This window comes from Acidovorax sp. LjRoot66 (assembly GCF_964253305.1).
In the GTDB taxonomy this organism is placed as follows: domain Bacteria; phylum Pseudomonadota; class Gammaproteobacteria; order Burkholderiales; family Burkholderiaceae_C; genus Acidovorax.
Genome location: NZ_CAXUQU020000001.1, coordinates 4,768,785 through 4,792,466 on the forward strand (window position 1 = coordinate 4,768,785; position 23,682 = coordinate 4,792,466).

Sequence of the window (23,682 nt, forward strand, 5' to 3'; positions counted from 1 at the left end):
GGTGTTTGTCTCCTGATGGTGAAAAGCGGACGAAGAGCAGTGCTCAGGGGAAGTCGACGATCTCGACCCAGTTGGGGTTCTTGCCGGCGGGCACGCGGGTGGGCGCGCCCGGGATGCCCGTGGCCGCATCGATGGGGTGCAGCGAGAGGCTGTGCGACTCCTGCCCCGCCGCGATCAGGAAGCGGCCCGAGGAATCCACCGCAAAGCCGCGCGGCGATTTTTCGGTGGGCACCTGGCCCAGGGGCTGCAGCTGGCCCGTGGCGGCATCGACGCGGAAGCTGCTGATCGTGCTCGACGTGCGCTCGGACGCATACAGCGTGCGGCCGTCGGGCGACAGGTGCAGGTCGGCCGCCCAGGGCTTGCCGGCAAAGCCGGCGGGCAGCGCCGTGGTGCGCTGCACGGACCGCAGTGTGCCGCGCGCGGCGTCGTAGGCCATCACGTGCACGGCGGCATCGAGCTCGTTGAGCACATACATATGGCGTTGCGCACGGTCCCAGACGAAGTGGCGCGGGCCCGATTTCTCGGGCGCGACGGTGGTCAGCGCCGGCTCGTGGGCCGTGAGCCGCCCCGTCTCGGCATCGAAGCGCCAGGCCGAAAGGTTGTCGCCCCCCAGGCTGGTGGCGAACACATGGCGGTTGGCCGCATCGGCATGGATGGCGTGCGCGTTGGGCGCCGTGGGGATGAGCTGCTGCACGGCGCCCACGGCCCCGTCCTTGCCGATGCTGTTGACCGTGATCTTGTGGCCCGGGTACGAGGCGGCGAACAGCCAGCGGCCCGTGGCATCGGTGTCGATGTTGGCCATGCTGTCGGCAAGCGGCGCCTCGCCCAGCTTGCGCAACTTGCCGCTGGCGGGGTCGATGGCCAGGCTGACCACCCGGAACGGCTGGGAGCGCAGCGCCACATAGAGCACGCGCTTGTCCGGGCTGACCGCCATGGGCATGGCCATGCCGGCCAGGGGAACCGTCTCCACAGGCTTGAGCGTGCCGGCACTGCGGTCGAGCTCCAGCACGGACAGATCCTGGCTGTCGGCATTGGACACATACACCCAGGTAGCGGCCGTTGCAGCGGACCATGCGCCCAGCCACAGGGCGCTGGCAGCCAGGGGCAGCACCAGGCCGCGCCAACGAATTACACGGGTCATCAGTATTTCCTTTCAACAGGGGGAGACCGCACAGGCGGCGGATACAGGCATGCGGGCGACACGACGCAGCAGGGTCCCGCTTTCCATGAAAAGGACTGCACGTCATATGTCGTCATACAACATGGCGGATTGTGGAGCCGCATAGCGCATCTGACCAAAGGGATTACCCGAACCCGATTGCATGTTCCCTGGGCTTGCAGTGCATGCAGCGAAGAAACCGTCCCCGGCCAGCCATCCCCATAGGAGAATTAGGCGCCATCTACATCCCTCTGGAAACAGGCAACGGGCGATCGGCTCCGCTGCCGCAGGGCATCGGGCACCCCAGGCAGTCGCCCCATCGGCACTTTAATGCGCTCTTTTTTTGTAAGGGCAATTGTTTTTCTGCGCGCTTGGTTGTACGATGACTAGCAACAACAGTGAAACCAGGAGACAACACATGACACTCACCCGCCGCGACGCCATCCTGGCGTGCACCGCCGCCCTTGCCGCCACCACCGCCACGGCCCAGACCGCCGCAGAATGGCAACCCACCAAGACCCTGAAGCTGATCGTGCCCTACCCTCCCGGCGGCAGCTCGGACATCATTGCCCGCTCCATCAGCCAGCCCCTGTCGGAAGCCCTCAAGCAGACCGTGATCGTGGAGAACAAGCCCGGTGCCAACGGCAACCTGGGCGCGGACTTCGTGGCCAAGGCCGATCCGGACGGCTACACCATGCTGCTGTGCGACGTCGGCGCCCTGGCCATCAGCCCCTCGGTCTACACCAAGCTGTCGTTCGACCCTTCCAAGGACCTGCGCGGCGTGACCATGCTGGCTTACTCGCCCCACCTGCTGGTGGTGCACCCCTCGGTCAAGGCCAACAACCTCAAGGAACTGATCGCACTGTCCAAGACAGCGGACCTGAACTTCGCCGTCACCGCCACCGGCAGCGCACCGCACCTGGCCGGTGTGGCGCTGGAGCGTGCCAGCGGCGCGCGCTGGCAGTACATCCCCTACAAGGGCGGGGTCACGGCCATCCAGGACACGGTGGCCGGCCAGACCCAGGTGCTGATGAACGGCATGCTGGCCACCCTGCCCCAGGTGCAGAACGGCAAGCTCAAGGTGCTGGGCGTGTCCAAGTCCACGCGCATGCCGCTGATCGGCGACGTGCCCACCATCGCCGAGCAAGGCGTGCCCGGCTACGAGTCCGGCACCTGGCAAGGCATTCTGCTGCCCCGCGGCACGCCCGAAGCCGTGGTGCAGCGGCTGAACAAGGCGTTGATCACCGCCATCCGCTCGCCCGACATCCGCTCGCGCCTGGCCGGCCAGGGCGCCGAGGTGGTGACCATGACCCCCACCGAACAGGACCAGTTCTTCGCCAAGGAGCGTGCGCGCTGGGCCTCCGTGGTGAAGGCCGCCAATATCAAGCTCGACTGAGCATCCGCCTCTTTTTTCACATCACCAGCCCCGCCACCACCATGAACCCGCAAGACCTCAAATCCATCATGGGCTCCGGCCTGCTCTCGTTCCCCGTCACGGACTTCGATGCCCAGGGCGACTTCAACCCCAAGGGCTACGCCGCACGCCTGGAATGGCTGGCCCCCTATGGCGCCACCGCCCTGTTCGCCGCCGGCGGCACGGGCGAGTATTTCTCGCTCTCGGGCGCCGAGTACGGCCAGGTCGTCAAGACCGCCGTGGACACCTGCCGCGGCAAGGTGCCCATCATTGCCGGTGCCGGCGGCCCCACCCGCACCGCCATCGCCCATGCCCAGGAGGCCGAGCGCCTGGGTGCCCACGGCATCCTGCTGTTGCCCCACTACCTGACCGAAGCCGGCCAGGAGGGTTTGATCGAGCATGTGGCTGCGGTCTGCAACAGCGTGAAGTTCGGCGTCATCGTCTACAACCGCGACCGCACCAAGCTCACGGCCAATTCGCTGGCCATCCTGGCCGAGCGCTGCCCGAACCTGATCGGCTTCAAGGACGGCGTGGGCAACATCGAGACCATGTCCTCGATCTTCATGAAGATGGGTGACCGCTTCTCGTACCTGGGCGGCCTGCCCACGGCCGAGGTGTATGCGGCAGCCTACAAGGCGCTGGGCACGCCGGTGTACTCGTCGGCGGTGTTCAACTTCATCCCCAAGACGGCGATGGACTTCTACAAGGCCGTGGCGGCCGACGACATGGCCACGCAGCACCGGCTGCTCAAGGATTTCTTCATGCCCTACCTGGACATTCGCAACAAGGTGGAAGGCTATGGCGTGAGCATCATCAAGGCGGGCGCCAAGCTGGTGGGCCACGATGCAGGGCCTGTGCGTGCGCCGCTGACGGACCTGAAGCCGGCCGAAATGGAGCAACTGAAAGCGCTGATCGACAAGCTCGGCCCGCAGTAAGCGCCTGAAAGGGCCTGGATCACCAGGCCCTTTTTCATTTCACGATCTCCATTCGCCTGGCCGTGCACGGGCGCGTGGATTTTCCCTGCGGCACGCACCTACATCCTCAAACACAACAATGGAGACAGACAAGATGTTCAAGAAAATCGTCCTCGCAGCCGCTACTGCCGTGGCAATCGCAGCCCTTACCGGCTGCGCAAGCAACTCGCCTGCAGCATCGTCCGCCGCGTCCGAGCAATCGGTGGCCGCTGCGGCCGAGCGCCTGCGCGTGGCCATGGTCGACCCCACGCAGGCCGCACTGGCCCAGCTGGTGGCGGATGACCTGAGCTACGGCCACTCGGGCGGCCGCGTGGACACCAAGGACAGCTTCATCGGCGACCTGCTCGCCGGCAAGTCCGACTTCGTCACCATCACCATCAGCGACCAGACCATCAAGGTGGTGGGCAACACCGCCATCGTGCGCCACACGCTCACGGCCGACACCAACGACTCTGGCAAGCCCGGCAAGGTGCAGATCAAGATCCTGGGTGTCTGGCAGCAGCAGCAGGGCGGGCAGTGGAAGCTGCTGGCGCGGCAGGCAGTGCGTGTAGCAACTTGACTCCCCCTGAGTCGCTTCGCGCCTTCCCCCTGAGGGGGACGCCACCGGTGGCCTGGCAAAGCCAGTTCCACGGTGGCACTGGTATGAGTGCGGGCCAGTTTCGCAGATCGGTATCGGAAATTCGATCTTTGGTACGCCTTCTCATGGTGGCTCACGTACATTGATTGGCCCGGTCTCCGACCACCTGAACGCCCGCCTGCGGGCGTCTCTTCGTATTCTTTCCCATGACAACTACTTCCAAGCCCCGCCTCCTGCAAATCGCCCGCCTGCCCCTGCCCGCGCTGGATAACGAGCTGGCCGCCCGCTATGACGTGGTGTGCCTGTCCGACCAGGCCGACCCGGTGGCCTTTCTGGCAGAGCACGGCGCCAGCTTCACCGGGGTGGTCACGTCCGCATCCATTGGCCTCAAGGGCGAAGTGATTGCGGCCCTGCCCCGCCTGCAGGTGATCAGCAGCTTCGGCGTGGGCTTCGATGCGCTGGACATCGCTGCGGCGCGGGCGCGCGGCATTCCGGTCGGCTATACACCCGACGTGCTCAACGACTGCGTGGCCGACATGGCCTTTGCGCTGATGCTCGACGTGTCGCGCGGCGTGGCCGCGAGCGACCGCTTCGTGCGCCGCGGCGAGTGGCCCAAAGCCCGCTATGCGCCGCTCACGCGCGTCTCGGGCAAGCGCCTGGGAATCGTCGGCATGGGCCGCATCGGCCTGGCCGTGGCCCAGCGCGCCACCGGCTTTCGCATGGAGGTGGGCTACTACAACCGCCGCCCGGTCGAAGGTTGCGCGCTGCCCCGCCTCGAATCGCTGCTGGCGCTGGCGCAGTGGGCCGACTACCTGGTGCTCACCGTGGCCGGCGGCGCCTCCACGCGCCACATGGTCAACCGCGAGGTGCTGGACGCGCTGGGCCCCAAGGGCTACCTGGTCAACGTGGCGCGCGGCAGCGTGGTGGACGAGGCCGCGCTGGTCGAGGCCCTGCAGCACAAGCGCATCGCTGGCGCCGGCCTTGACGTGTTCGAGAACGAACCCCAGGTGCCTGCGGCGCTGATGGCGCTGGACAACGTGGTCCTCACGCCCCACACCGCCAGCGCCACGCACGAAACCCGCCGCGCCATGGCCGACCTGGTGCTGGAGAACCTGGAATCCTTCTACGCCACGGGCGCGGTGCGCGTGCCCGTTCCGCTCGCCTGACGTGAAAAGGCCCCCGCCGGCGTGCACCGGCGAGGGCCAAAAAATACGCGCAGCCGGGGCGCGCGTGGGTGCGTTACTTCAACACGCCTTTGGAAATATCCATGATCATGCGCGTGGCCAGGTACAGGCGCGGCACGATGGTGTTGACCTGCACGTACTCGGCATCGTTGGAGTGGGCACCATAGCCCGACAGGCCCATGCCCTCGACCACGGCGCCCTTGTTCTTCAAGGCCGCGAACGCCGCATCGGTACCGCCGCCCGTGGCCTTTTCGACCACGCTGAGCGGCAGGCCCAATTCCTGGTAGATGACCTTGCCGTAGCCGGCCACGCGGCGCGATGCCTCGCTGGCCTCCAGCGGTGGGCGGCGCACCTCGAACTTAACGTCCACTTTGGAGGCCGGGATGAGCTTGGTCTTGATCTTCTCTTGCAGCGATTTTTCCAGCCCATCAAAGTCCGCCACCTTGAGGGCACGCGCATCGGCTTGGGCCGTGGCCTCGGCGGGGATCACGTTGCGGTTGGTGCCGGCCTTGGAAACGGTCCAGTTGAGCTTGAGGCCCTCGTCGCTCTTGGACAGATCCTTCATCTGCAGCAACTGGTGCGACAGTTCGTACAGCGCGTTCACACCGTCCTCGGGCTTGGCGCCGGCGTGCGATGCCTTGCCCTGCACCGTGATGTAGGCCGCGCCGATGCCGCTGGTGGCAAGGCGCAGGGTGCCGTCGGTGCCGCCGCCTTCGAACGAGAACACCACGTCCTGGTCAGCGGCCACGCGGGTGATGGTGCTGCGCCAGCCGGGCGAGCTGATTTCCTCGTCACCGTTGATCAGCACCGTGAGCGTGCCGTAGTCCTTGAAGTTGAGCTTTTGCAGCATGGCCACAGTGTGGATGATCAGGGCCACGCCCTGCTTGTCGTCAGAGATGCCCAGGCCATAGGCCTTGTCGCCCTCGATGCGGAAGGGCTGGCCCTTGAGCATGCCCTTGAGGTACACCGTGTCCATGTGCGCGATCAGCATGATCTTCTTGCTGCCCGTGCCCTTGAACACCGCCTGCACGGCGGGGCCCACCTTCTCGGGCGTGTCGTCCAGGCGGTAGACGTCGCTGGTCTGCAGCACGTCCACCGTGCCGCCCAGCTGCTTGAGCTGGCTGGCGATGCGCTCGGCGATCTGGTTCAGGCCCTCGATGTCCTTGCTGCCCGATTCGATGTGCACCAGGTCACGCAGGGTGTCGAGCAGGGGTTGCTGCTCCTTCTGTGCCAGGGCGTGGACTTCGGCCACGGGGGCGGCGTGGGCCAGGGCGGCGGCGAAGGCCAGGGAGAGGGAGGCGACCAGGGGACGAAGGGAATGGGACATGGTTTGGCTGCTTGCAACAAGTGAATGGCGAGGTCTGATTATGTTGCCGATAGCGGTCGCGTTTGCTTGCTGCATGCCTCGATAAAAGGCGGGAGCCGGGTCTCGGCCCGGCGGCCGAGGTACCTTTCTTTGAGTCGCCAAAGAAACGTACCCCAAAGAAAGGCGACCCCGCTGCCCGTGTCCCCCTCGCCCGGTGGGCGAGGGGGCTGCCTGCGACGCTCGAAGCTGGGGTGTGCCGCAGAACTCGCTGCGTTCTTCGAACTCCGCTCAAACAGCTGCGGCAAGCTAGACAACGATGCGCGTGTCCTTCGGCACGCGCTCACCCCAGTTTCTGCGCTTCTCGGCACGGTCAGAAGGGGGTGGGAGCGGGCTCCACACGGGCCATTGCTTCGCTCGGCCTATGGTCCTTCGCTGCGCTCTGCTCGCCAGAGCGCTCGCGCCAGTTGCGTCGGCAGCGCGGAGCGCGTAACCGGCACCTGGCGCAGCTGCGAAAGCAGCAGCCGGGTGGTACCCGCTCCCCACCCCTGCTGGCTGCGCCGAGAAGCGCAGGGGCTGGGGTGGGTGCGTGTGCCGAAGGACACACGCACTTCGTGCTCTAGCTTGCCGATGCTGTTTGAGCGGAGTTCGAAGAACGCAGCGAGTTCATCGGCACCACCCCAGGACCGAGCATCGCAGGTTGCCCCCGTTCGCCCGACAGGGCGAAAGGGGGACGCAGACTGGGGGCCGCCTTCTCTTTGGTGACTTTCTCTTGGCGGCCAAGAGAAAGTTACTGCGCCGCCGGGCGCACATCCCGGCTCCCGCACTCAGCACAGGCAAGCGTCAACCACCACCGAAAGCCGATCCAGAACCACCCCGCCCTTCCGCCAGCTTCACCAGCACCTGCAGCGCCCGGTTCAGCGGCGTGGGCACGCCCAGCGCCGCGCCACGGCGCACCACATAGCCGTTGAGGTGGTCGATCTCGCTGGGCTTGCCGCGCGCCAGGTCCTGCGCGGTGGACGAATACTGGCCCGGCATGGTGGCCGCGATGCCGCGCACGGCCGCCTGTATGTCGCCGGGAATGGTGACACCATCGGCCTGCGCGACGGCCAGGCATTCGGCCACGGTGTCCGCGATCACGTCCGTCACACCAGGCACCTGCACCAGAGGGCCATAGGGCTGCTGCGCCAGGGCCGACAGCGCGTTGTAGGCGCAGTTGAGCACCAGCTTGGCCCACAGCGCGCCGCGCACGTTGTCCGAGATCTGCGTGGGAATGCCGGCGGCGGCGAACTGTGCCGCCACCGCCTCGCTGCGCGGCGAGGGCGCAATCACCAGCTCACCCCGGCCATGGTGCTGCACATGCCCGGGCCCGGCCATGGCGGTGGCCACGTAGACCACGGCAGCCGCCACGGGTGTGCTGGCGTCCAGCACGGCGCGCACGCGCTCGTCGTTGTCCGCCCCGTTCTGCAGCGTGAGCACCAGCGCACCGGGCGCGAGGAGGGGGCGGATCTGGCGCGCCGCGTCTTCGGAATCCGAGGACTTGACGCAGAACAGCACCACGTTGGCCCCCTGCACGGCACTGGCCTCGGTGCTGGCCTGCATGGGCACCTGCACGTCGAGCACTGCGGTCTGCAGCCGCAGGCCCCGCTGCTGCACGGCCGCCACATGGGCCTCACGGCCGATGAGGGTCACCGGGTGGCCGGCGCGGGACAGCAGCGCGCCGTAGTAGCAGCCCACCGCCCCGGCGCCCATGACGGCGATGCGCAACAACGAAGAAGGGTCCGCAGGCGCAATAGGGGAAGCAGGGATGGTCATGAACGATTCGGGGATACCCGCAGGACTGCCGACATGGCCCGCCCACTATATCGGGCAGTGCACCCGCCCTCGCGAAGCCACGCCGACAACCCCCAGCGACACTGGTAATAACCCCTAGTTACAGCTCGGGAATTAATTGATTGCAATGACAATCATTGTCTAGTCAATTAAATTCCTATCCCATGACAACCAGCTCCGCACCCGCTTCGTCCACCCCTTTCTACGGCAAGAGCCACAGCCCTGCCGAGGAAAGCGTGGGCTACCTGATGCGCAAGGTGATGTCGTCCATCCGCACGCAGGCGGACGCGCAGCTGTCCACCCACGACCTCACCTTCGCGCAGTGGCTGCCGCTGTTCAAGATCTCCAAATGCCAGGCCATGACGGGCCAGGCCGCGGCCACGGTGGCCGTGATGGCCCGGGAACTGGAGACGGATGCGGCCTCCATGACGCGCACGCTGGACCGCCTGGAAGCCAAGGGCCTGGTGCTGCGCGAACGCTCGACCACCGACCGGCGCGTGGTGCACGTGGTGCTCACGCCCGAAGGCGAGGCCGTCGCCGCCAAGGTGCCCCCTGTGCTCGCCGAAGTGCTCAACAACCACCTGCGCGGTTTCACCCGCGATGAATGGCAACTGCTGCTCAGCATGCTGCGCCGCATGCTGGCCAACGGCGATGCCGTGCGCCAGGAACAACAACAGCAGCCACCGGCCGCCTGACCCGGCCGCCCCGCCCCCGTATCCCCCCAAGAGATAGCAGACATGTCCTCATCCACCACCCCCCTGTCCACCCGTGCCGCCATGGCGGCCCATTTCGCCGTGTCGGCCGTCGCGCTGGCGGCCGCCCTCTTCCTGGTCGGCTGCGCCAGCCCCGGCGCAGCCCATACGCCACTGGCACAGACCACGCCGGCCGCACTGGGCCTGAACGCAGCGGCCACCGAGTCTGGCGCCCCGTCGCAATGGTGGACCACCCTCGGTGACGCAGAGCTCAACGCCCTGGTCGACAAGGCCCTGCAGGGCAGCCCCAGCCTGGCCGTGAGCCGCGCCCGGCTGGAACAGGCCGTGGCGCTGAGCCAGGTGCGCGAAGCCGCCAACGGCCCGCAGGTGAACCTGGGCGTGGACGCCACGCGCCAGCGCTACACGGCCCACGGCCTGGTGCCCGCCCCGGTGGCCGGCAACACCTACAACAGCGGCACGGTGCAGGCCAGCTTCAGCTGGTCGCCCGACTTCTTTGGCCAGCACGCGGCCGAGCTGGAAGCGGCCCTGGGCCAGGCCCGCGCCGCCCAGGCCGATGCCGCCGCTGCCGCCAACACCCTGGCCGCCCAAGTGGGCCGCAGCTATGTGGCCCTGGCCCGCCTGGTGTCGCAGCGCGAGGTGGCCGTGCGGGCCCTTGCGCAGCGTGAAGAGCAGCGCCGCCTGACCAACGACCGCGTGGCCGCAGGCCTCGATAGCCAGGTCGAGCTGACGCAGGCCCAGGCCGCCGTGCCCGATGCGCGCACCCAGATCGAGGCCCTGGAAGAGCAGATCACCCTGGCGCGCCGCCAGGTCGCCGTGCTCAGCGGCCAGGCGCCCGATGCGCTGACTTCGCTGACCCCGCAACTGGCCGCCCTGCAGCCCACGGCCGTGCCCGACGCACTGGGTGCCGACCTGCTGGGCCGCCGCCCCGACGTGGTGGCTGCGCGCTGGCGTGTGGAAGCCGCCACCCAGGGCGTGAAGGTCGCGCGCACGGAGTTCTACCCCAACATCAATATCGCCGCCTTCATCGGCCTGAACTCGCTGGGGCTGGACAATCTGTTCAACGCAGGCTCGCGCCAGATGGGCGTGACGCCCGCGCTGCGGCTGCCGATCTTCGACGGTGGCCGGCTGCGCGCCCAACTGGGCGGCCGCCAGGCCGAGCTCGACTCAGCCATCGCCCAGTACAACGGCATGGTGCTCGACGCCGTGAAGGAAGCCGGCGACGCCATGGCTTCCGTGCAGTCGCTCACGCGCCAGCAGGCGCTGCAGGACGAGGCCGCCGCCAGCGCCGAAAAGGCCTACCGCTTCGCACAGGAGCGCTACCGCGCGGGCCTGGGCAACTACCTGGTGGTGCTCTCCACAGAAAGCCAGGTGCTGGCCCAGCGCCGCCTGGCCGTGGACCTGCGCGCGCGCCAGCTCGACACCCGCCTGCAGCTGATGAAGGCCCTGGGCGGCGGCTGGACGGACGACACGGCCACGCTACAGACCGCGGCCCGCTGAGCACCAGCACCCCGATACGACGCATAAAAAACCACACACAACAGCACATTCCCGAAGGACCCTTGCCATGAGCGAACCCCTTGCCTCCAACAAAGAAGCCACCAACCCAGCGCGCCGCCGCGGCCTGACCCTGATCGCCGCCGCCGTGGCCATTGCCGCCATCGGCTGGGGCGCCTGGCACTGGGCCAATGGCCGCCACATGGAGACCACCGACAACGCCTACGTCGCGGGCAACGTGGTGCAGATCACGCCGCAGGTCGGTGGCACCGTGGTCTCCATCGGTGCGGACGACACCGACTACGTGAAGGCCGGCCAGTTGCTGGTCAAGCTCGACCCAGCCGACGCCCGCGTCGCGCTGGAACAGGCCGAGGCCCAACTGGCGCAGACGGTGCGCGAAGTGCGCACGCTTTTCGCCAACAACTCCACCCTGAAAGCCCAGGTCAGCCTGCGCAGCGCCGACCTGGCCCGCGCCCAGGCCGAAGCCGCGCGCCTGCAGGACGACGTGGCCCGCCGAGCCCCGCTGATGGCCAGCGGCGCCGTGGGCAAGGAAGAGTTCCAGCACGCCAATGCCCAGGTGACCTCTGCCAAGAGCACGGTGGCAGCGGCCCAGGCCGCCGTGGTGGCAGCGCAGGAGCAACTGGCCGCCAGCCAGACCCAGACCGAAGGCACCTCCATCGAGCAGCACCCCAACGTGCAGCGTGCCTCGGCCCGCGTGCGCGAGGCCTACCTGGCCGTGCAGCGCGCCCAGTTGCTCGCACCGCTCGACGGCCATGTCGCCAAGCGCGGCGTGCAGGTGGGCCAGCGTGTGCAGGCCGGCGCCCCGCTGATGACGCTGGTGGCGCTGAACGACCTGTGGGTGGACGCCAACTTCAAGGAAAGCCAGCTGCAGAACCTGCGCATCGGCCAGCCGGCCGAACTGGTGGCCGACGTATACGGCACCAAGGTGGTCTACCACGGCAAGGTCACGGGCCTGGGTGCCGGCACCGGCGCCGCGTTTGCCCTGCTGCCCGCGCAGAACGCCACAGGCAACTGGATCAAGGTGGTGCAGCGCGTGCCCGTGCGCATTGCGCTGGACCCCAAGGAAGTCAGTGAACACGCCTTGCGCGTGGGCCTGTCGATGGACGTGAAGGTGGACACCGCCGACCAGAGCGGCAAGACCCTCTCGGACACGCAGCGCACGACGCCCGTGGCCGCCACCGCCGTGTTCGACGAGCAGTTCAAGGCCGCTGACGACGAGGTGGCAAACATCATCGCCGCCAACCTGGGCCGCAAGGCCGTGGCCGTGGCCTCACCCAAGGTGACCCAGGCACAGGCCAGCAGCGCAGCGCAGGCACAGAACCACGCTTCGGCGCCCGTGCGTGCCCCTGTGGTGCAGTAAGCCGGAGTCCGCATGACTGCCGCCAACCCCACCGCAGACCAGGCCGGCGCCTCGGCGCCGCCTGCTGTGACGACGCCGCCAGCCGCCCCGCCCGGGCCGCCTGCGGCGTATCCACCGCTGCAGGGCACGGCCCTGCTGCTGGGCACGCTGTCGCTGTCGCTGGCCACGTTCATGAACGTGCTCGATTCGTCCATCGCCAACGTCTCCATCCCCGCCATTGCCGGCGACCTGGGCGTGAGCCCGGGCCAGGGCACCTGGGTCATCACCAGCTTCGGCGTGGCCAACGCCATCTCGGTGCCGCTCACGGGCTGGCTCACGCAGCGCTTTGGCGCGGTGCGGCTGTTCACCATGAGCGTGCTGCTGTTTGTGCTGACCTCCTGGCTGTGCGGCTTTGCCTCGTCGCTGGAGATGCTGGTCTTCTTCCGCGTGCTGCAGGGCCTGGTCGCCGGGCCCATGATTCCCCTGTCGCAGACCCTGCTGCTGGCCAGCTACCCGCGCGCCCTGGCGGGCACGGCGCTGGCCCTGTGGGGCGTGACCACGCTGGTCGCGCCCGTGGTGGGGCCGCTCTTGGGCGGGTGGATCACCGACAACATCTCCTGGCCGTGGATCTTCTACATCAACGTGCCGGTGGGGCTGCTGGCCGGCCTGCTGACCTGGGGCATCTACCGCAAGCGCGAGACACCGATCCGCAAGCTGCCGATCGACACCGTGGGCCTGTCCCTGCTGGTGCTGTGGGTGGGTGCGCTGCAGCTCATGCTCGACAAGGGCAAGGAGCTCGACTGGTTCGCCTCCAACGAGATCATCCTGATGGCGGTGGTGGCCGTGGTGGCGTTCGCGGTGTTCCTGGTCTGGGAGCTCACCGACAAGCACCCGGTGGTGGACCTCAAGCTCTTCAAGGGCCGCAACTTCACCTTCGGGGCGCTGGCGCTGTCGGTGGCCTACGCGTTGTTCTTCGGCAACGTGGTGCTGCTGCCGCTGTGGCTGCAGCAGTGGATGGGCTACACCGCCACCTCGGCCGGCATGGCGCTGGCGCCGGTGGGCATTTTCGCCATCCTGCTCACGCCGCTGGTGGGCAAGAAGGTGGGCCAGTGGGATCCGCGGCGCATGGCGACGGGCGCGTTCATCGTCTTCGGCATCGTGCTGTGGATGCGCTCGCAGTTCACCGTGCAGACCGACTTCGTGCATATCCTGATCCCCACCCTGCTGCAGGGCGCGGCCATGGCGTTCTTCTTCATCCCGCTGACCACGCTGACGCTGTCGGGCCTGCCGCCCGAACGCATCCCGGCCGCTGCGGGCCTGAGCAACTTCGTGCGCATCACCGCCGGGGCGATGGGCACGTCCATCGCCACCACGCTGTGGGAGAGCCGGGCCGCCATGCACCATGCCCACCTGACCGAGGGCCTGATCCAGGGCCAGGGCGTGTTCGGCGCCACTCTGGACAACCTGATGGCGTCTGGCATGACGCAGTTGCAGGCACTGGCGCAGGTGAACCGGCTGATCGACCAGCAGGCCTTCACCCGCGCGGCAGACGACATCTTCCTCGGATCGGCCGGCCTGTTCGTGCTGCTGATCGGGCTGATCTGGCTGACCAAGCGGCCATCGCAAGGGGGCGCCGCCTCGGCCGACGCCGCAGGGGCCCACTGACACCGGGACTCCGGACCGCATGCATGACAAGGTGGCGCAGCCCTCGGGCTCGCCACCTTTTTCATTCCTGGTCAGCCCTTGCTGGCCTTGGCTCGGGTGCGCGAGGCGGGCAGCTCGGGCGTGCTGGTGACGCTGGGCGCCCGGCTGAGCACGTTGTTGGCGTTGACCAGGGTCTTGAGCATGGCCATGAAGAGCTCGCCCTGCTCGGGCGGCAGGGGGGCCAGCATGCGCTTCTGGGCACGGCGCATGCCGGGCTCCACCTGGCGCAGCAGGTCTTCGCCGTCGGGCGTGAGCATCAGCAGGCGCACACGCCGGTCGCCCGGGCTGCTGTTGCGCACCATCCAGCCGCGCGCCTCGAGCCGGTCGATCACGCTGCCGATGGTCGAGGTGTCAAAGCCGATGCGGCCAGCCAGCCGGCGCTGGTCCAGGCCCGGTTCGCGCTGCACGGCCGCCAGCGCGGCGAACTGCACGGGGGTGATGCCCACTTCCTGCGTCTCTTCGAGGAAGATGGCCACCGCGATCTGCTGCAACCGGCGGATGTAGTGGCCGGGCAGTTCTTCAAGCGCTGGGGAATGGGATGAGGACATGGGCAGACAAGCGAGCAGGCGGGCGGTGGTGGACAGCAGGCAGCGGCAATCCGTGAGGCCGCAGTCTATCGGAAGCCGCTGCCGGGCCGGGCACTCACGCGCCCGCCTGGGCCGCAGGCGCTGCGAGCCGGAAGGCAGGCAAGGCAGCGCAGGCCGCGTCTACCGCGCTGATGAGCGGCCAGCGCGCCAGATCGACCTGGAAGCGGCGCGCGCTTTCGACCTGGGGCACCAGGTACACATCGGCCAGCGTGGGCGCATGCCCGAAGCTGAAGGCGCCGCGCCCGGTATCGCGCGCCAGCAGCGCCTCATAGGCGTCGAAGCCCGCGCCTATCCAGGTGGCGCACCAGGCGTTCACGGCCACCTCGTCGCAACCCAGCTGGTGGCGCAGGTACTCCAGGATGCGGCGGTTGTTGACCGGGTGGATGTCGCAGCCCACCAGCGCAGCCAGGGCGCGCACGTGGGCGCGGGCATCGGCGCTCGCCGGCAGCAGCGGCGGCTCGGGGTAGCGCTCATCCAGCCATTCGATGATGGCAGGCGACTGGATGAAAGTCTGCCCGTCATGCTCCAGCGCGGGCACCAGCCTCTGCGGGTTGATGGCGCGGTAAGCGTCACCCAGGTGCTCTTCCTGGCGCAGGTCCACGGGAATGTGTTCGGCCTGCAGGCCCTTGAGGTGCAGCGCGATGCGTAGCCGGTGCGAGGTGCCGCTGCGAAAGAAGTGGTGCAGCCTCATGCCGTCAGCCTCGCTCATTCGGCAGGCCCCACGGTCAGCGCAATGGAGCCCACGCCCTCGACATGGCCCTCGATGCGGTCGCCCGGCACGACCGCGCCGACACCCTCGGGCGTGCCGGTGTAGACCAGATCGCCCGGCTGCAGGTGGTAGAACTGCGAGAGGTCGGCAATGATCTCGCGGATGTTCCAGATGAGCTGGGCGACGTCGGACTGCTGGCGCACCTGGCCGTTGACGCTGAGCGCGATGGCGCCGCGCTCGATCACCACGCCGGGCAGAGGCACGACCTCGGAGGCGATGGAGGACTGCTCCACATCCTTGCCCAGGTCCCAGGGCCGGCCCTTGTCGCGCGCCACGAGCTGCAGGTCGCGCCGCGTCATGTCCAGCCCGCAGGCATAACCGTAGATGTGGGTGTGCGCCTGCTCCGGTGCAATGCGAAAGCCCGCCGCGCCGATGGCCACCACCAGCTCCATCTCGTAGTGGTAGCTCTCCGTGCCCGGCGGGTAGGCGACGGTGGCGCCCGATTCCACGACGGTGGACGGCGACTTGGTGAAGTAGAACGGCCGCTCCTGCGACTTGTCCACGGGGCGGCCCATCTCGACGGCATGGGCGTGGTAGTTGCGGCCCACGAAGAACAGGCGGTTCACGGGCAGGCGCGCGGCCTGGCCGCGCACAGGCAGCGAAACGGTGGCGGGAGGGGTCCAGAGGTAGGTGGTGGACATGCAGGGCTTTCAAAAAGACAAAAGGAATGGCGCAGCGATCAGCCACGGTTCTCGAACACGCCCAGCTTGCGGTGCAGCGGGCTTTCGTCGGCGATGAAGAAAAAGGCCGGCTGGTCGGCCGAGCGGTTGGCCAGCGTGACGGCCGTGTAGCCCGGGGCGCAGCAGGTGTCGGCCTCGGCCAGCGCAAAGCGCTGCTCCTGCACCTGCACGTCGGCCATGCCCTCGATCAGGTGGAACACCATGGCAGGGGAGCGTGCAGGCAGGCGCAGCACCTGGCCCGGGCGCAGCATCTGCGCGTAGAAGCCGAGGATGTTCTCGGCATCGGCGCCGGTCTCGGGGTTCACGTAGGTGATCTGCACCGACGCGAGCGCGGGCTGGTCGGCCGCCAGCGATTGCAGGGCGGCACGCGCCTGGGCCCAGGGATAGCGCAACATCGGGTAGGCGCGCGCCGTGCGCCCGAACACAGGCGTGGGCACGATGCCGCCGTGCGCATAGGCGCGGTCGCCCGCAGCCTGGGTGATGGCCTGGCGCGGCCCATCCACGTGGTATGAGGCCTCCAGGTAGTGCACCAGCGGCAGGTCCAGCACGTCGAGCCAGACCACGGGCGCGGTGCCCTCGTGGGCGTGCTCGTGCCACAGGCCGGTGGGCGTAAGGATCAGGTCGCCACGCTCCATGGGGCAGCGCTCGCCATCCACCGTGGTGCAGGCGCCCTCGCCTTCCACCACCATGCGCACGGCATTCGGTGTGTGGCGGTGCGCGGGCGCCCACTCGCCGGGCAGCAGCAGCTGCATGCCCAGGTACATGGCGGCGCTGGCCTGCATGCTGTCCGGCCCGTGGCCGGGGTTGGCCAGCACCAGCACCCGGCGCTCGGCCTTCTCGATGGGCGTGAGCTCGCCGGCGCGCATCAACAGAGGCCGTAGCGCCGCATAGGGCCAGTGCGTGGCCACGGTGCGCGGCCGCGGCGTGCCCGGCGGCAGCATGGCGCGCAGGCTGGGCCACAGCGGCACGAGGTTCGATTGCGCGAGTTCGTCGCGGTAGTCCTGGGGCAGGTCTTCGAGGCGTCCAAGTTCTTGCATGGTGTTGTGTCTCCTCAAGGTTCAGTGCGCGGCCAGGCAATTGCCCACGTTCCAGCCATACAGCCATTCCATGGCGTCGTAGAAGCGCTCGGGGCCGCGCCCGCGCCACAGGTCGTTGCGCACCAGGCGCTCCACGCCCTGGGCGTGGTAGATGCGCCCCATCTCGCGGCCCGAGAGCACGATGCGCGCGGTGCGCGCCACGCGAGAGCGCTGGTACAGGTCGAGCGCAGCGTCCCAGTCGTTGCCGTGCACGCGCAGGGCCTCGCCCAGGGTCACCGCGTCCTCCAGCGCCATGCAGGCGCCCTGGGCCATGTACTGCGTCGTGGGGTGGGCCGCGTCGCCCAGCAGCGTGGTGCGGCCATGCGTCCAGCGGGCGATGGGCTCGCGGTCGGCGGTGGCCCAGCGCTTCCAGCTCTTGGGCAGGTCGATCAGTTGGCGGGCGCGGGGGCAGATGTCCTGGAAGTAGCTCTGCACCTCCTCGCGGCTGCCTTCGGTCACCCCCCACTCCTCCGTCTGGCGGCTGTGGAAGGTGACGACCACGTTGTACTGCTCGCCGCCGCGCAGCGGGTAGTGCACCAGGTGGCAGTGCGGCCCCACCCAGATGCTGGCGGCATTCCAGCGCAGGTCCTCGGGGAACTCTTCGCGCTCCACCACGGCGCGGTAGACCACGTGGCCGGTCACGCGGGCCGGGTCGCCCACGTACTGCTGGCGCACCACGGACTTCACGCCGTCGGCACCGATCAGTGCCACCCCGCGCCAGGCCTTGCCCTGCTGGTCGAAGGCGGTGACGCTGCTCGCGTCCTGCTCGACGCGTTCGATGCGGGTGTGCGTCTGAAAGGTGACGCGCCCCGTGGCCAGCGCGCCGTCGAGCAGGCAGTTGTGCGCATCCACGCGGTGGATCACCGCATAGGGATTGCCGAAGCGGGCACGGAAGGCCTCGCCCGTCGGGATGCGGCCCACCTGGTACTCGTCCAGCGCATCGTGCATCACCATGCAGTCGGTGAACACCGAGCGGTTGCGCGCCTGCTCGCCCACGCCCAGGGCATCGAAGGCATGGAAGGCATTGGGGCCCAACTGCATGCCGGCACCGATCTCGCCGATGGCCGGCGACTGCTCCAGCACCTGCACAGCAAAGCCCTGCCGCACCAGGGCCAGGGCCGCTGCCAGCCCGCCAATGCCACCGCCCGCCACCAGCACGGGAAGGCCCGCAGCGCGCTCATTTGTCTGCTCCATTGCTCACCTCTTGATTAAATTTAATCAGCATGCTGATGATAAGTGTAGCAATTTGGAAGGCATGAACGCAAGCTGTCGTTACTCACTTTTGCCGTAAAAATCGCATCAAGGGTTTTCACCGAGCGCATCCGTCGTTTGCCGGATCTATGATTTTCATCAGCATACTGTCAATCAGCCATCAGACGATCCATCACACCTCCAGGAGACACCCGTGAACCAGACCACCAGACGCCCATTGCTCGTTTCGCTTGCCTGCGCGGGCATGCTGATGGGCACTGCGGGCACCAGCCATGCCCAGGGCAGCGACTTTCCGAGCAAGCCGGTCACGCTCTACACCGCCTTTGCCGTGGGCAGCGGGCCCGATGCCGTGCTGCGGCTGGTGGCGCACAAGCTGTCGACCCAGTGGAAACAGACCGTGACGGTGGACAACCGCCCCGGCGGCGGTGGCTTTATCGCTATGGATGCGGCCAAGCGGGGCGCGGCCGACGGTTACACGCTGCTGCAACTCGACAGCGAGCACCTGGCCGCCGTGCCGCACCTGTACAAGAAGCGCAACGTCGACACGCTCAAGGCCTTCGACCCGGTGGCGCCGCTGTTCCGCACCCCGTTCATGGTGGCGGTGCCGGCCCAGTCGCCCTGGAAGAACATGACCGACCTGCTGAACGACGCCAAGACAAAGTCCGGCGGGCTCAGCTATGGATCCTGGGGCGTGGGCAGCCCGGGCCACCTGGGCGGCGAGTGGCTCGAATCCATCACCGGCGTGCGCATGACCCATGTGCCCTACAAGGAGGTGAGCCAGCTCTACACCAATTTAGCCACCGGCGAGGTGGCCTGGAGCTTTGCCAGCATTCCTTCAAGCCAGGGGGTCTACAAGGCGGGCAAGATCAAATACCTGGCGGTGGCAGCGCCCAGGCGCATCCCGCAGCTGCCCGATGTGCCCACCGTGGCCGAGGCCGGCGGCCCGGCCCAGCTCGATGTGAACTCCTTCGTGGTGCTGGTGGCCCCCAAGGGCGTGCCCGCCGCCGTGCGCAACAAGATCCATGCGGACGTGCTCACCGCACTGGCCGACCCCGAAGTGCGCGAGCGCTTCAACACCTTCGCCTTCGAGCCGCTGGCCTGGTCGGTGGAGGAGATCGGCCGCAACGCCGCAGCCAAGTCGAGCCAGTACGAGCAGTTGATCACCAAGGCCGGGATCACGCTCGACTGAGGCCAGGGCCCGCACCTCCCACACGCTGCGTCGGAAAAGCCTGACATGGGGGCGCGCCCGCCGCCTGCGATCCGGCGCAGGGGGTGATCGAACAATGCAGTCACCACAACAAAAGGAACTGCCATGTCGCTCTCCCTCATTCTCCTGATCGTCCTGATCCTCATCCTCGTCGGCGCGCTGCCCACCTGGGGCCACAGCCGTTCGTGGGGCTATGGACCCAGCGGCGGCATCGGCTTGGTGGTGCTGATCCTGGTGATCCTGCTGCTCATGGGCAGGATATAAACCTGCGGCGGCCTGCTGAAGGCCCAAAAGCAAAAAGCGTGGCATGGCCACGCTTTTTGCTTTGTGGATGCGCCCGAAGGGTGCAGGCGGTCAGGCCGCCTTGCGCAGCTGCGCGTTGGCAAACGCCGTGGTGAGCTGTGCCAGTTCGGTCTGGTTCACCACGCCGTTGGCATTGCCATGGCGATCCACCAGTTGCAGCAGCGACTGCGACAGCTCGCTGCCGCCCTTGGTGCCCGAGGTGGCGGCAATGCCCTTGAGGAATTCGTCGCGCGTGATGGAGCCGTCCTGGTTGGCGTCGAAGCCAGCGGCCAGTTGCTCTTTTTGCGCATCGCTGGCGCCAAAGCTGGTGAGCAGTTCCTGGAAATCCTTTTTGGACACCGAACGGTCGGCCTGTGATGCCGTCAGCGCCGTGCCCGCATCGGCAGCCGCGCGTGTGCCCAGCGGGCCGTCGAGCTTGCCAGAGGCCATCAGGATGCCCTTGCCGGCAAAGCCGGTCAGGGCCTCGGCCTCCTTGCTCAGGGTGACCACGGCCGATGGCTCGGCCGCAGCCGGCTGGCTGGTGCGCGAAGAGGCCGCTGATTTGCTGCCCGAGGCGGCGTTGTAGAGAAAGGATGCGACGGACGCGAGGCCGGAAATGAGGGGGGACATGGCCACTGGACTCCTGTGCAGGGATTGGCTGCCGGTGCTTTCCGGCAAAGCACCAGGGCAGACCATCGCCCGGTGGTCCAGCATATGCGGCAAGCGCCTCCTGCAATGGGCAGAAAAGCGGCGCTGCACAGCCGCTTTTCCGGGCCATGCCCCTACTTCAGCACGTAGCTGGCGAGCACGCTCTGCACATCATAGATGCTGAGCTTCTTGTTGAACTGCTTCTGGAAGGGCGTGGCGCTGCCCGAGATCCAGATCTTGAGTTCGGCATCGAGGTCGAAGGTGCCGCCGGTCTCGATGCTGAAGTGGGTGATGCTCTTGTACGGCAAGGAGTGGTACTCGACCTTGCTGCCGGTGATGCCTTGCTTGTCCACCAGCACCAGGCGCTTGTTGGTGAAGACGAAGTAGTCGCGAATCAGCTGGTAGGCATGCTCCACGACCTCGCCCGGCATCAGGATGCGGGCGAACTCTTCCTGAATCTTGGATGCATCGATCTTGGATGCATTGCCCATCACGCCGTCCAGCAGTCCCATGGTGGTCTCCCTTGCAGTTGGTCGACGCATGGTAGCGGGACTACCGATACCCCTGCCCGAAGGCCACGAATTCGCCGGTGAGCCGCCCGGCGGGCTGCCCTTGGTACATCAGCACCGACGCCTGCTCGATGCGGCCCAGCCCCTTGCGCTCGAACACACGCACGAAGGCGCGCCAGGCCTGCTCGGTGGGCGCCTCGGCCACGGCCGTGAACGTCCCGTCGATGGGCAAAGCGTACTCCATGGTGTTGCGCTGTATCACCAGGCGGCTGCCCAGGTTCTGCGCCGAGAGCTTCATGTGCAGCATGGACCACGCGGCCAGGATGGCCACGGCCGATGCGCTGCCGCCGAACACGGTCTCGCGGTGGTTGATGTTGGGTGCCAGCGGCGCGCTCAGCACCACGCGCTCGAGCGATGCCTCCACCACGGACACGGCCATCGCGATGGACAGGGGAATGTGCTGGTGCAGGTAGGCCTGCAGGTCGTTGGGGCTCATGCGGGGGCTTTCGAGGGGGGTGGCGAAGGGGCCGGCAGCACCCCTGGGGGCAGCGGGTCGCGGTAGACGATGTGCAGCACCTGCGCGGTGTCGCGCGCCAGCGCTTCGCGCAGAAAGGGTGGGCGCAGATCGAGCCGCGCCAATTCGGCGCGCTCGAACCAGGCGAACTCCAGCCTGCGCCGGCCCTCCACACCTTCATAGGGGCCGTCGGACTGGTCCAGCAGGCCTTGCGGCGCGGGGTGCACATGCAGGTACAGGCCGGTCTCGTGGTACGCCACGCCGGCATAGACAAAGAAGTTCTCGACCACGCAAGCCAGCGCGCCGGGCACCACCGCCAGGCCGAGTTCTTCCTGCATTTCGCGCACCAGGGCCTCGCTGGCACTCTCGCCAGGCTCGATGCCGCCGCCGGGCAGGGCCCAGAACGCATCGCCTTCGGCGCGGTGCAGCAGCACCTGCCCGGGACGCGTGATGATGGCGGCGGCACGTGGGCGCACGCGGGGCGGGGTAGGCGTTTGGGCCACAGGCAAGGTCATGGAGGCCGATCCTATCGCGCCAGGCATTCCGGCGCAGGGGGTAGTAGCATCGCCCTGCCCTGCTTCAACCGCCCCGCTGCTGCCCCATGATCGACCAAGTCACCGAACTCCTGCGCCAGACTGCGGCGCAGGCCATCCTGCCCCGCTACCAGGCCCTGTGCGCGCAGGACATCGTGGAGAAGTCCCCCGGCGAGCTGGTGACTGCGGCGGATCGAGAGGCAGAGGCATTGATCACGGCCGGGTTGACGGCCCTGTTGCCCGGGTCGGTGGTACTGGGCGAGGAAGCGGTGAGCGCGCAGGCGCAGTTGCGCGAGCGCCTTGCCCACGACGGCGACCTGTGGCTGGTAGACCCGCTCGACGGCACGGCCAATTTCGTCGCGGGCCAGCCCTGCTTTGCCGTGATGGTGGCCCTGGTGCGGCGCGGCGAGACCGTGGCCGCCTGGATGCTGGACCCGCTGGCGGACCGGATGCATACCGCAGAGCGCGGCAGCGGGGCCTGGACCGACGGCGTGCGTGCGCACACGTCCCACGCAGCGCCCTGCGAAGAGGCACTGCGCGGTGCCGTTTTCACGCGGTTTCTGCCGCCGGACCTGCGCACGCGCACCGAGGCACGCGCCGGGCGCATCGCCCAGGTACTGCCCGGGCTGCGCTGTGCAGGCCACGAGTACCCTGCCATCGCTGCGGGCCAGCAGCACTTCGCGCTGTTCTGGCGCGCCGAGTCCTGGGACCATGCACCAGGCGCCCTGTTCCTGACCGAGGCCGGCGGGCAGGTGGCGCGTCTGGATGGAACGGGCTACACCCCGGTGGACGTGCGGCCGGGCCTGCTGGCCGCACAGAATCCGGACACCTGGGATGCCGTGCACCGGGCGCTGCTCGCGCCATAGCCCTATCAGCCAGCCGTGTTGTCCACGGGCTCGGGCAGCAGCAGCCCTTGCTGGGCCGCCACCGTCTCGCGCAGAAAGGCCCAGGTGGCCTGCATGCGCGCCACGTGCTTGTTCTCCTCGGGCATGGACATCCAGAAGGTGCGCGTGAAGCGCGCCATGCCGGGCAGCACGGGCGCCAGGGCCGGATCCTGCGCGGCGACGAAGGCCGGCAGCACCGCCAGCCCGGCACCGGCGCGCACCGCCTCGTACTGCGCGAGGATGCTGGTGCTGCGCAGCGCAAAGCGTGCGGGGCGGTGCAGCTCATCAAGGATCTGCAGCTCCTTGGTGAACAGCAGGTCGTCCACATAGCTGATGAAGCTGTGGCCGCGCAGGTCGTCCGCGGTACGGATGGGCGCATAGCGGGCCAGGTAGTCGCGCGTGCCGTAGAGCTGCAGCACGTAGTCGGTGAGCTTGACCACCAGCACCGCGCCGCGCGCGGGGCGCTCCAGCGAGATCACGATGTCCGCCTCGCGCCGCGACAGGTGCACCAGGCGCGGCAGGGCCAGCAGGTCGAGCACCAGGCCCGGGTGCTGCAGCGCGAAATGCGCCAGCTGCGGTGCCAGCACCAGGTTGCCAAAGCCCTCGGTGGTGCCGATGCGCACCAGGCCCTGCAGTCCCTGGCGCACGCCGGGGGCGGCGTTCTCCACCGCCAGAAAGGCGGCTTCCATGGCCTCGACCTGGGGCAGCAGCGCGCGGCCGGCCTCGGTCAGCCGGTGGCCGCCGGCCTCGCGGGCGAACAGGGCCGAGCCGACCTGCTTTTCCAGCGCCTGGATGCGGCGCGCCACCGTGGTGTGGTCCACGGTGAGGCGGCGCGCCGCACCCACCAGGGTGCCGGCACGGGCCAATTCCAGAAAGTAGCGCAGGTTGTCCCAGTCCATGGAAGCTCTCGTCAAGCGTGCAGGTGCACATGCACAGCGGCCAACGCATCATGTGCATTTTTGCAAACCTTGTGCGCAGTATTGTCTATTGTCTTCACAATTTTGCACAGCTACCATGCACAGGTTGCCAGATACTTCCCCGTTTTCGCGCCCCCACTTTCAGGAGA

General features: G+C 68.0%; 24 protein-coding genes. 11 read left to right on the forward strand and 13 right to left on the reverse strand.

Annotated features, from left to right (window positions below):
* Nucleotides 1-43: 43 nt before the first annotated feature.
* Entirely contained in the window at nucleotides 44-1,141 is a 1,098-nt protein-coding gene (locus ACSQ3Y_RS22390; protein WP_428000197.1) for a lactonase family protein, read from the reverse strand.
* A 436-nt stretch (nucleotides 1,142-1,577) separates the two neighbouring features.
* Here ACSQ3Y_RS22390 and ACSQ3Y_RS22395 point away from each other — a divergent pair, with 436 nt between their 5' ends.
* The 4 genes from ACSQ3Y_RS22395 to ACSQ3Y_RS22410 all read left to right on the forward strand — a co-directional run bounded on the left by ACSQ3Y_RS22395 (nucleotide 1,578) and on the right by ACSQ3Y_RS22410 (nucleotide 5,290).
* Nucleotides 1,578-2,555 carry a Bug family tripartite tricarboxylate transporter substrate binding protein gene (locus ACSQ3Y_RS22395; RefSeq protein ID WP_007857619.1) on the forward strand — a complete coding sequence of 326 codons (978 nt, stop codon included), beginning with the start codon at nucleotides 1,578-1,580 and terminating at the stop codon, nucleotides 2,553-2,555.
* Between the two features lie 41 nt (nucleotides 2,556-2,596).
* Nucleotides 2,597-3,508, forward strand: coding sequence for a 5-dehydro-4-deoxyglucarate dehydratase (gene kdgD, locus ACSQ3Y_RS22400; RefSeq protein WP_436178935.1), 912 nt, complete (start codon nucleotides 2,597-2,599; stop codon nucleotides 3,506-3,508).
* A 133-nt stretch (nucleotides 3,509-3,641) separates the two neighbouring features.
* Nucleotides 3,642-4,106 carry a nuclear transport factor 2 family protein gene (locus ACSQ3Y_RS22405; RefSeq protein WP_436178936.1) on the forward strand — a complete coding sequence of 155 codons (465 nt, stop codon included), beginning with the start codon at nucleotides 3,642-3,644 and terminating at the stop codon, nucleotides 4,104-4,106.
* A gap of 224 nt (nucleotides 4,107-4,330) precedes the next feature.
* A complete protein-coding gene (locus tag ACSQ3Y_RS22410) occupies nucleotides 4,331-5,290 on the forward strand; it encodes a 2-hydroxyacid dehydrogenase (protein WP_436178937.1) in 960 nt (319 codons plus the stop codon).
* A 73-nt stretch (nucleotides 5,291-5,363) separates the two neighbouring features.
* On the opposite strand, the gene ACSQ3Y_RS22415 is transcribed toward ACSQ3Y_RS22410, so the two are convergent.
* Nucleotides 5,364-6,635, reverse strand: coding sequence for a M20/M25/M40 family metallo-hydrolase (locus ACSQ3Y_RS22415; RefSeq protein WP_436178938.1), 1,272 nt, complete (start codon nucleotides 6,633-6,635; stop codon nucleotides 5,364-5,366).
* An 819-nt stretch (nucleotides 6,636-7,454) separates the two neighbouring features.
* Nucleotides 7,455-8,426, reverse strand: a complete 972-nt coding sequence (locus ACSQ3Y_RS22420; RefSeq protein ID WP_057203727.1) for a ketopantoate reductase family protein — start codon at nucleotides 8,424-8,426, stop codon at nucleotides 7,455-7,457.
* Nucleotides 8,427-8,608: 182 nt separating this feature from the next.
* Here ACSQ3Y_RS22420 and ACSQ3Y_RS22425 point away from each other — a divergent pair, with 182 nt between their 5' ends.
* From ACSQ3Y_RS22425 to ACSQ3Y_RS22440, 4 genes are all read left to right on the forward strand, one after another.
* Nucleotides 8,609-9,139: a MarR family winged helix-turn-helix transcriptional regulator gene (locus ACSQ3Y_RS22425; protein ID WP_428000191.1), complete on the forward strand. Its 531-nt coding sequence runs from the start codon at nucleotides 8,609-8,611 to the stop codon at nucleotides 9,137-9,139.
* 42 nt (nucleotides 9,140-9,181) lie between these two features.
* Complete coding sequence (locus ACSQ3Y_RS22430; protein ID WP_436178939.1) at nucleotides 9,182-10,654, forward strand: efflux transporter outer membrane subunit; 1,473 nt, start codon at nucleotides 9,182-9,184, stop codon at nucleotides 10,652-10,654.
* Between the two features lie 67 nt (nucleotides 10,655-10,721).
* Nucleotides 10,722-12,032: an HlyD family secretion protein gene (locus ACSQ3Y_RS22435; RefSeq protein ID WP_057203730.1), complete on the forward strand. Its 1,311-nt coding sequence runs from the start codon at nucleotides 10,722-10,724 to the stop codon at nucleotides 12,030-12,032.
* Between the two features lie 12 nt (nucleotides 12,033-12,044).
* On the forward strand, nucleotides 12,045-13,676 hold the full coding sequence (locus tag ACSQ3Y_RS22440; protein WP_436178940.1) for a DHA2 family efflux MFS transporter permease subunit: 1,632 nt from the start codon (nucleotides 12,045-12,047) through the stop codon (nucleotides 13,674-13,676).
* 71 nt (nucleotides 13,677-13,747) lie between these two features.
* Here ACSQ3Y_RS22440 and ACSQ3Y_RS22445 read toward each other — a convergent pair whose 3' ends face one another.
* The 5 genes from ACSQ3Y_RS22445 to ACSQ3Y_RS22465 form a co-directional block, all read right to left on the reverse strand.
* Nucleotides 13,748-14,263 carry a MarR family winged helix-turn-helix transcriptional regulator gene (locus ACSQ3Y_RS22445; protein ID WP_057203731.1) on the reverse strand — a complete coding sequence of 172 codons (516 nt, stop codon included), beginning with the start codon at nucleotides 14,261-14,263 and terminating at the stop codon, nucleotides 13,748-13,750.
* Nucleotides 14,264-14,357: 94 nt separating this feature from the next.
* The gene (gene maiA, locus ACSQ3Y_RS22450; protein WP_436178941.1) at nucleotides 14,358-14,993 is read right to left on the reverse strand and encodes a maleylacetoacetate isomerase; all 636 of its coding nucleotides are present in this window, start codon (nucleotides 14,991-14,993) and stop codon (nucleotides 14,358-14,360) included.
* A gap of 14 nt (nucleotides 14,994-15,007) precedes the next feature.
* Complete coding sequence (locus tag ACSQ3Y_RS22455) at nucleotides 15,008-15,712, reverse strand: fumarylacetoacetate hydrolase family protein (protein ID WP_436178942.1); 705 nt, start codon at nucleotides 15,710-15,712, stop codon at nucleotides 15,008-15,010.
* A gap of 38 nt (nucleotides 15,713-15,750) precedes the next feature.
* Nucleotides 15,751-16,788 (reverse strand): cupin domain-containing protein, encoded by a 1,038-nt coding sequence (locus tag ACSQ3Y_RS22460; protein WP_436178943.1) that lies wholly within the window; start codon nucleotides 16,786-16,788, stop codon nucleotides 15,751-15,753.
* Nucleotides 16,789-16,809: 21 nt separating this feature from the next.
* Nucleotides 16,810-18,021 (reverse strand): 3-hydroxybenzoate 6-monooxygenase, encoded by a 1,212-nt coding sequence (locus tag ACSQ3Y_RS22465; protein WP_436178944.1) that lies wholly within the window; start codon nucleotides 18,019-18,021, stop codon nucleotides 16,810-16,812.
* 262 nt (nucleotides 18,022-18,283) lie between these two features.
* Here ACSQ3Y_RS22465 and ACSQ3Y_RS22470 point away from each other — a divergent pair, with 262 nt between their 5' ends.
* Nucleotides 18,284-19,228, forward strand: a complete 945-nt coding sequence (locus ACSQ3Y_RS22470; protein WP_436180158.1) for a Bug family tripartite tricarboxylate transporter substrate binding protein — start codon at nucleotides 18,284-18,286, stop codon at nucleotides 19,226-19,228.
* 123 nt (nucleotides 19,229-19,351) lie between these two features.
* The gene (locus tag ACSQ3Y_RS22475; protein ID WP_007856361.1) at nucleotides 19,352-19,510 is read left to right on the forward strand and encodes a DUF3309 family protein; all 159 of its coding nucleotides are present in this window, start codon (nucleotides 19,352-19,354) and stop codon (nucleotides 19,508-19,510) included.
* Between the two features lie 90 nt (nucleotides 19,511-19,600).
* On the opposite strand, the gene ACSQ3Y_RS22480 is transcribed toward ACSQ3Y_RS22475, so the two are convergent.
* The 4 genes from ACSQ3Y_RS22480 to ACSQ3Y_RS22495 form a co-directional block, all read right to left on the reverse strand.
* The gene (locus ACSQ3Y_RS22480; RefSeq protein ID WP_436178945.1) at nucleotides 19,601-20,158 is read right to left on the reverse strand and encodes a hypothetical protein; all 558 of its coding nucleotides are present in this window, start codon (nucleotides 20,156-20,158) and stop codon (nucleotides 19,601-19,603) included.
* Between the two features lie 152 nt (nucleotides 20,159-20,310).
* Complete coding sequence (locus tag ACSQ3Y_RS22485; protein WP_057203736.1) at nucleotides 20,311-20,688, reverse strand: PH domain-containing protein; 378 nt, start codon at nucleotides 20,686-20,688, stop codon at nucleotides 20,311-20,313.
* 40 nt (nucleotides 20,689-20,728) lie between these two features.
* A complete protein-coding gene (locus ACSQ3Y_RS22490) occupies nucleotides 20,729-21,181 on the reverse strand; it encodes a YiiD C-terminal domain-containing protein (RefSeq protein WP_436178946.1) in 453 nt (150 codons plus the stop codon).
* Nucleotides 21,178-21,714, reverse strand: coding sequence for an NUDIX hydrolase (locus tag ACSQ3Y_RS22495; protein WP_436178947.1), 537 nt, complete (start codon nucleotides 21,712-21,714; stop codon nucleotides 21,178-21,180). The genes ACSQ3Y_RS22490 and ACSQ3Y_RS22495 overlap by 4 nt, the downstream gene beginning before the upstream one ends.
* An 86-nt stretch (nucleotides 21,715-21,800) precedes the next feature.
* Here ACSQ3Y_RS22495 and ACSQ3Y_RS22500 point away from each other — a divergent pair, with 86 nt between their 5' ends.
* Nucleotides 21,801-22,598 (forward strand): inositol monophosphatase family protein, encoded by a 798-nt coding sequence (locus tag ACSQ3Y_RS22500; RefSeq protein WP_436178948.1) that lies wholly within the window; start codon nucleotides 21,801-21,803, stop codon nucleotides 22,596-22,598.
* A 5-nt stretch (nucleotides 22,599-22,603) separates the two neighbouring features.
* Here ACSQ3Y_RS22500 and ACSQ3Y_RS22505 read toward each other — a convergent pair whose 3' ends face one another.
* Nucleotides 22,604-23,515 (reverse strand): LysR family transcriptional regulator, encoded by a 912-nt coding sequence (locus tag ACSQ3Y_RS22505; protein WP_436178949.1) that lies wholly within the window; start codon nucleotides 23,513-23,515, stop codon nucleotides 22,604-22,606.
* Nucleotides 23,516-23,682 lie beyond the last annotated feature (167 nt).

Bases quoted from the DNA above. Each gene is read 5' to 3' on its own strand.
- ACSQ3Y_RS22480 (WP_436178945.1), bottom strand. From the start codon at position 20,158: ATGTCCCCCCTCATTTCCGGCCTCGCGTCCGTCGCATCCTTTCTCTAC.
- ACSQ3Y_RS22455 (WP_436178942.1), bottom strand. From the start codon at position 15,712: ATGTCCACCACCTACCTCTGGACCCCTCCCGCCACCGTTTCGCTGCCT.
- ACSQ3Y_RS22505 (WP_436178949.1), bottom strand. From the start codon at position 23,515: ATGGACTGGGACAACCTGCGCTACTTTCTGGAATTGGCCCGTGCCGGC.
- ACSQ3Y_RS22475 (WP_007856361.1), top strand. From the start codon at position 19,352: ATGTCGCTCTCCCTCATTCTCCTGATCGTCCTGATCCTCATCCTCGTC.
- ACSQ3Y_RS22430 (WP_436178939.1), top strand. From the start codon at position 9,182: ATGTCCTCATCCACCACCCCCCTGTCCACCCGTGCCGCCATGGCGGCC.
- ACSQ3Y_RS22405 (WP_436178936.1), top strand. From the start codon at position 3,642: ATGTTCAAGAAAATCGTCCTCGCAGCCGCTACTGCCGTGGCAATCGCA.
- ACSQ3Y_RS22425 (WP_428000191.1), top strand. From the start codon at position 8,609: ATGACAACCAGCTCCGCACCCGCTTCGTCCACCCCTTTCTACGGCAAG.
- ACSQ3Y_RS22490 (WP_436178946.1), bottom strand. From the start codon at position 21,181: ATGAGCCCCAACGACCTGCAGGCCTACCTGCACCAGCACATTCCCCTG.
- ACSQ3Y_RS22495 (WP_436178947.1), bottom strand. From the start codon at position 21,714: ATGACCTTGCCTGTGGCCCAAACGCCTACCCCGCCCCGCGTGCGCCCA.
- ACSQ3Y_RS22395 (WP_007857619.1), top strand. From the start codon at position 1,578: ATGACACTCACCCGCCGCGACGCCATCCTGGCGTGCACCGCCGCCCTT.
- ACSQ3Y_RS22445 (WP_057203731.1), bottom strand. From the start codon at position 14,263: ATGTCCTCATCCCATTCCCCAGCGCTTGAAGAACTGCCCGGCCACTAC.
- ACSQ3Y_RS22410 (WP_436178937.1), top strand. From the start codon at position 4,331: ATGACAACTACTTCCAAGCCCCGCCTCCTGCAAATCGCCCGCCTGCCC.
- ACSQ3Y_RS22415 (WP_436178938.1), bottom strand. From the start codon at position 6,635: ATGTCCCATTCCCTTCGTCCCCTGGTCGCCTCCCTCTCCCTGGCCTTC.
- ACSQ3Y_RS22390 (WP_428000197.1), bottom strand. From the start codon at position 1,141: ATGACCCGTGTAATTCGTTGGCGCGGCCTGGTGCTGCCCCTGGCTGCC.
- ACSQ3Y_RS22420 (WP_057203727.1), bottom strand. From the start codon at position 8,426: ATGACCATCCCTGCTTCCCCTATTGCGCCTGCGGACCCTTCTTCGTTG.
- ACSQ3Y_RS22500 (WP_436178948.1), top strand. From the start codon at position 21,801: ATGATCGACCAAGTCACCGAACTCCTGCGCCAGACTGCGGCGCAGGCC.
- kdgD (WP_436178935.1), top strand. From the start codon at position 2,597: ATGAACCCGCAAGACCTCAAATCCATCATGGGCTCCGGCCTGCTCTCG.
- ACSQ3Y_RS22485 (WP_057203736.1), bottom strand. From the start codon at position 20,688: ATGGGACTGCTGGACGGCGTGATGGGCAATGCATCCAAGATCGATGCA.
- ACSQ3Y_RS22460 (WP_436178943.1), bottom strand. From the start codon at position 16,788: ATGCAAGAACTTGGACGCCTCGAAGACCTGCCCCAGGACTACCGCGAC.
- ACSQ3Y_RS22440 (WP_436178940.1), top strand. From the start codon at position 12,045: ATGACTGCCGCCAACCCCACCGCAGACCAGGCCGGCGCCTCGGCGCCG.
- ACSQ3Y_RS22470 (WP_436180158.1), top strand. From the start codon at position 18,284: ATGCTGATGGGCACTGCGGGCACCAGCCATGCCCAGGGCAGCGACTTT.
- ACSQ3Y_RS22435 (WP_057203730.1), top strand. From the start codon at position 10,722: ATGAGCGAACCCCTTGCCTCCAACAAAGAAGCCACCAACCCAGCGCGC.
- maiA (WP_436178941.1), bottom strand. From the start codon at position 14,993: ATGAGGCTGCACCACTTCTTTCGCAGCGGCACCTCGCACCGGCTACGC.
- ACSQ3Y_RS22465 (WP_436178944.1), bottom strand. From the start codon at position 18,021: ATGGAGCAGACAAATGAGCGCGCTGCGGGCCTTCCCGTGCTGGTGGCG.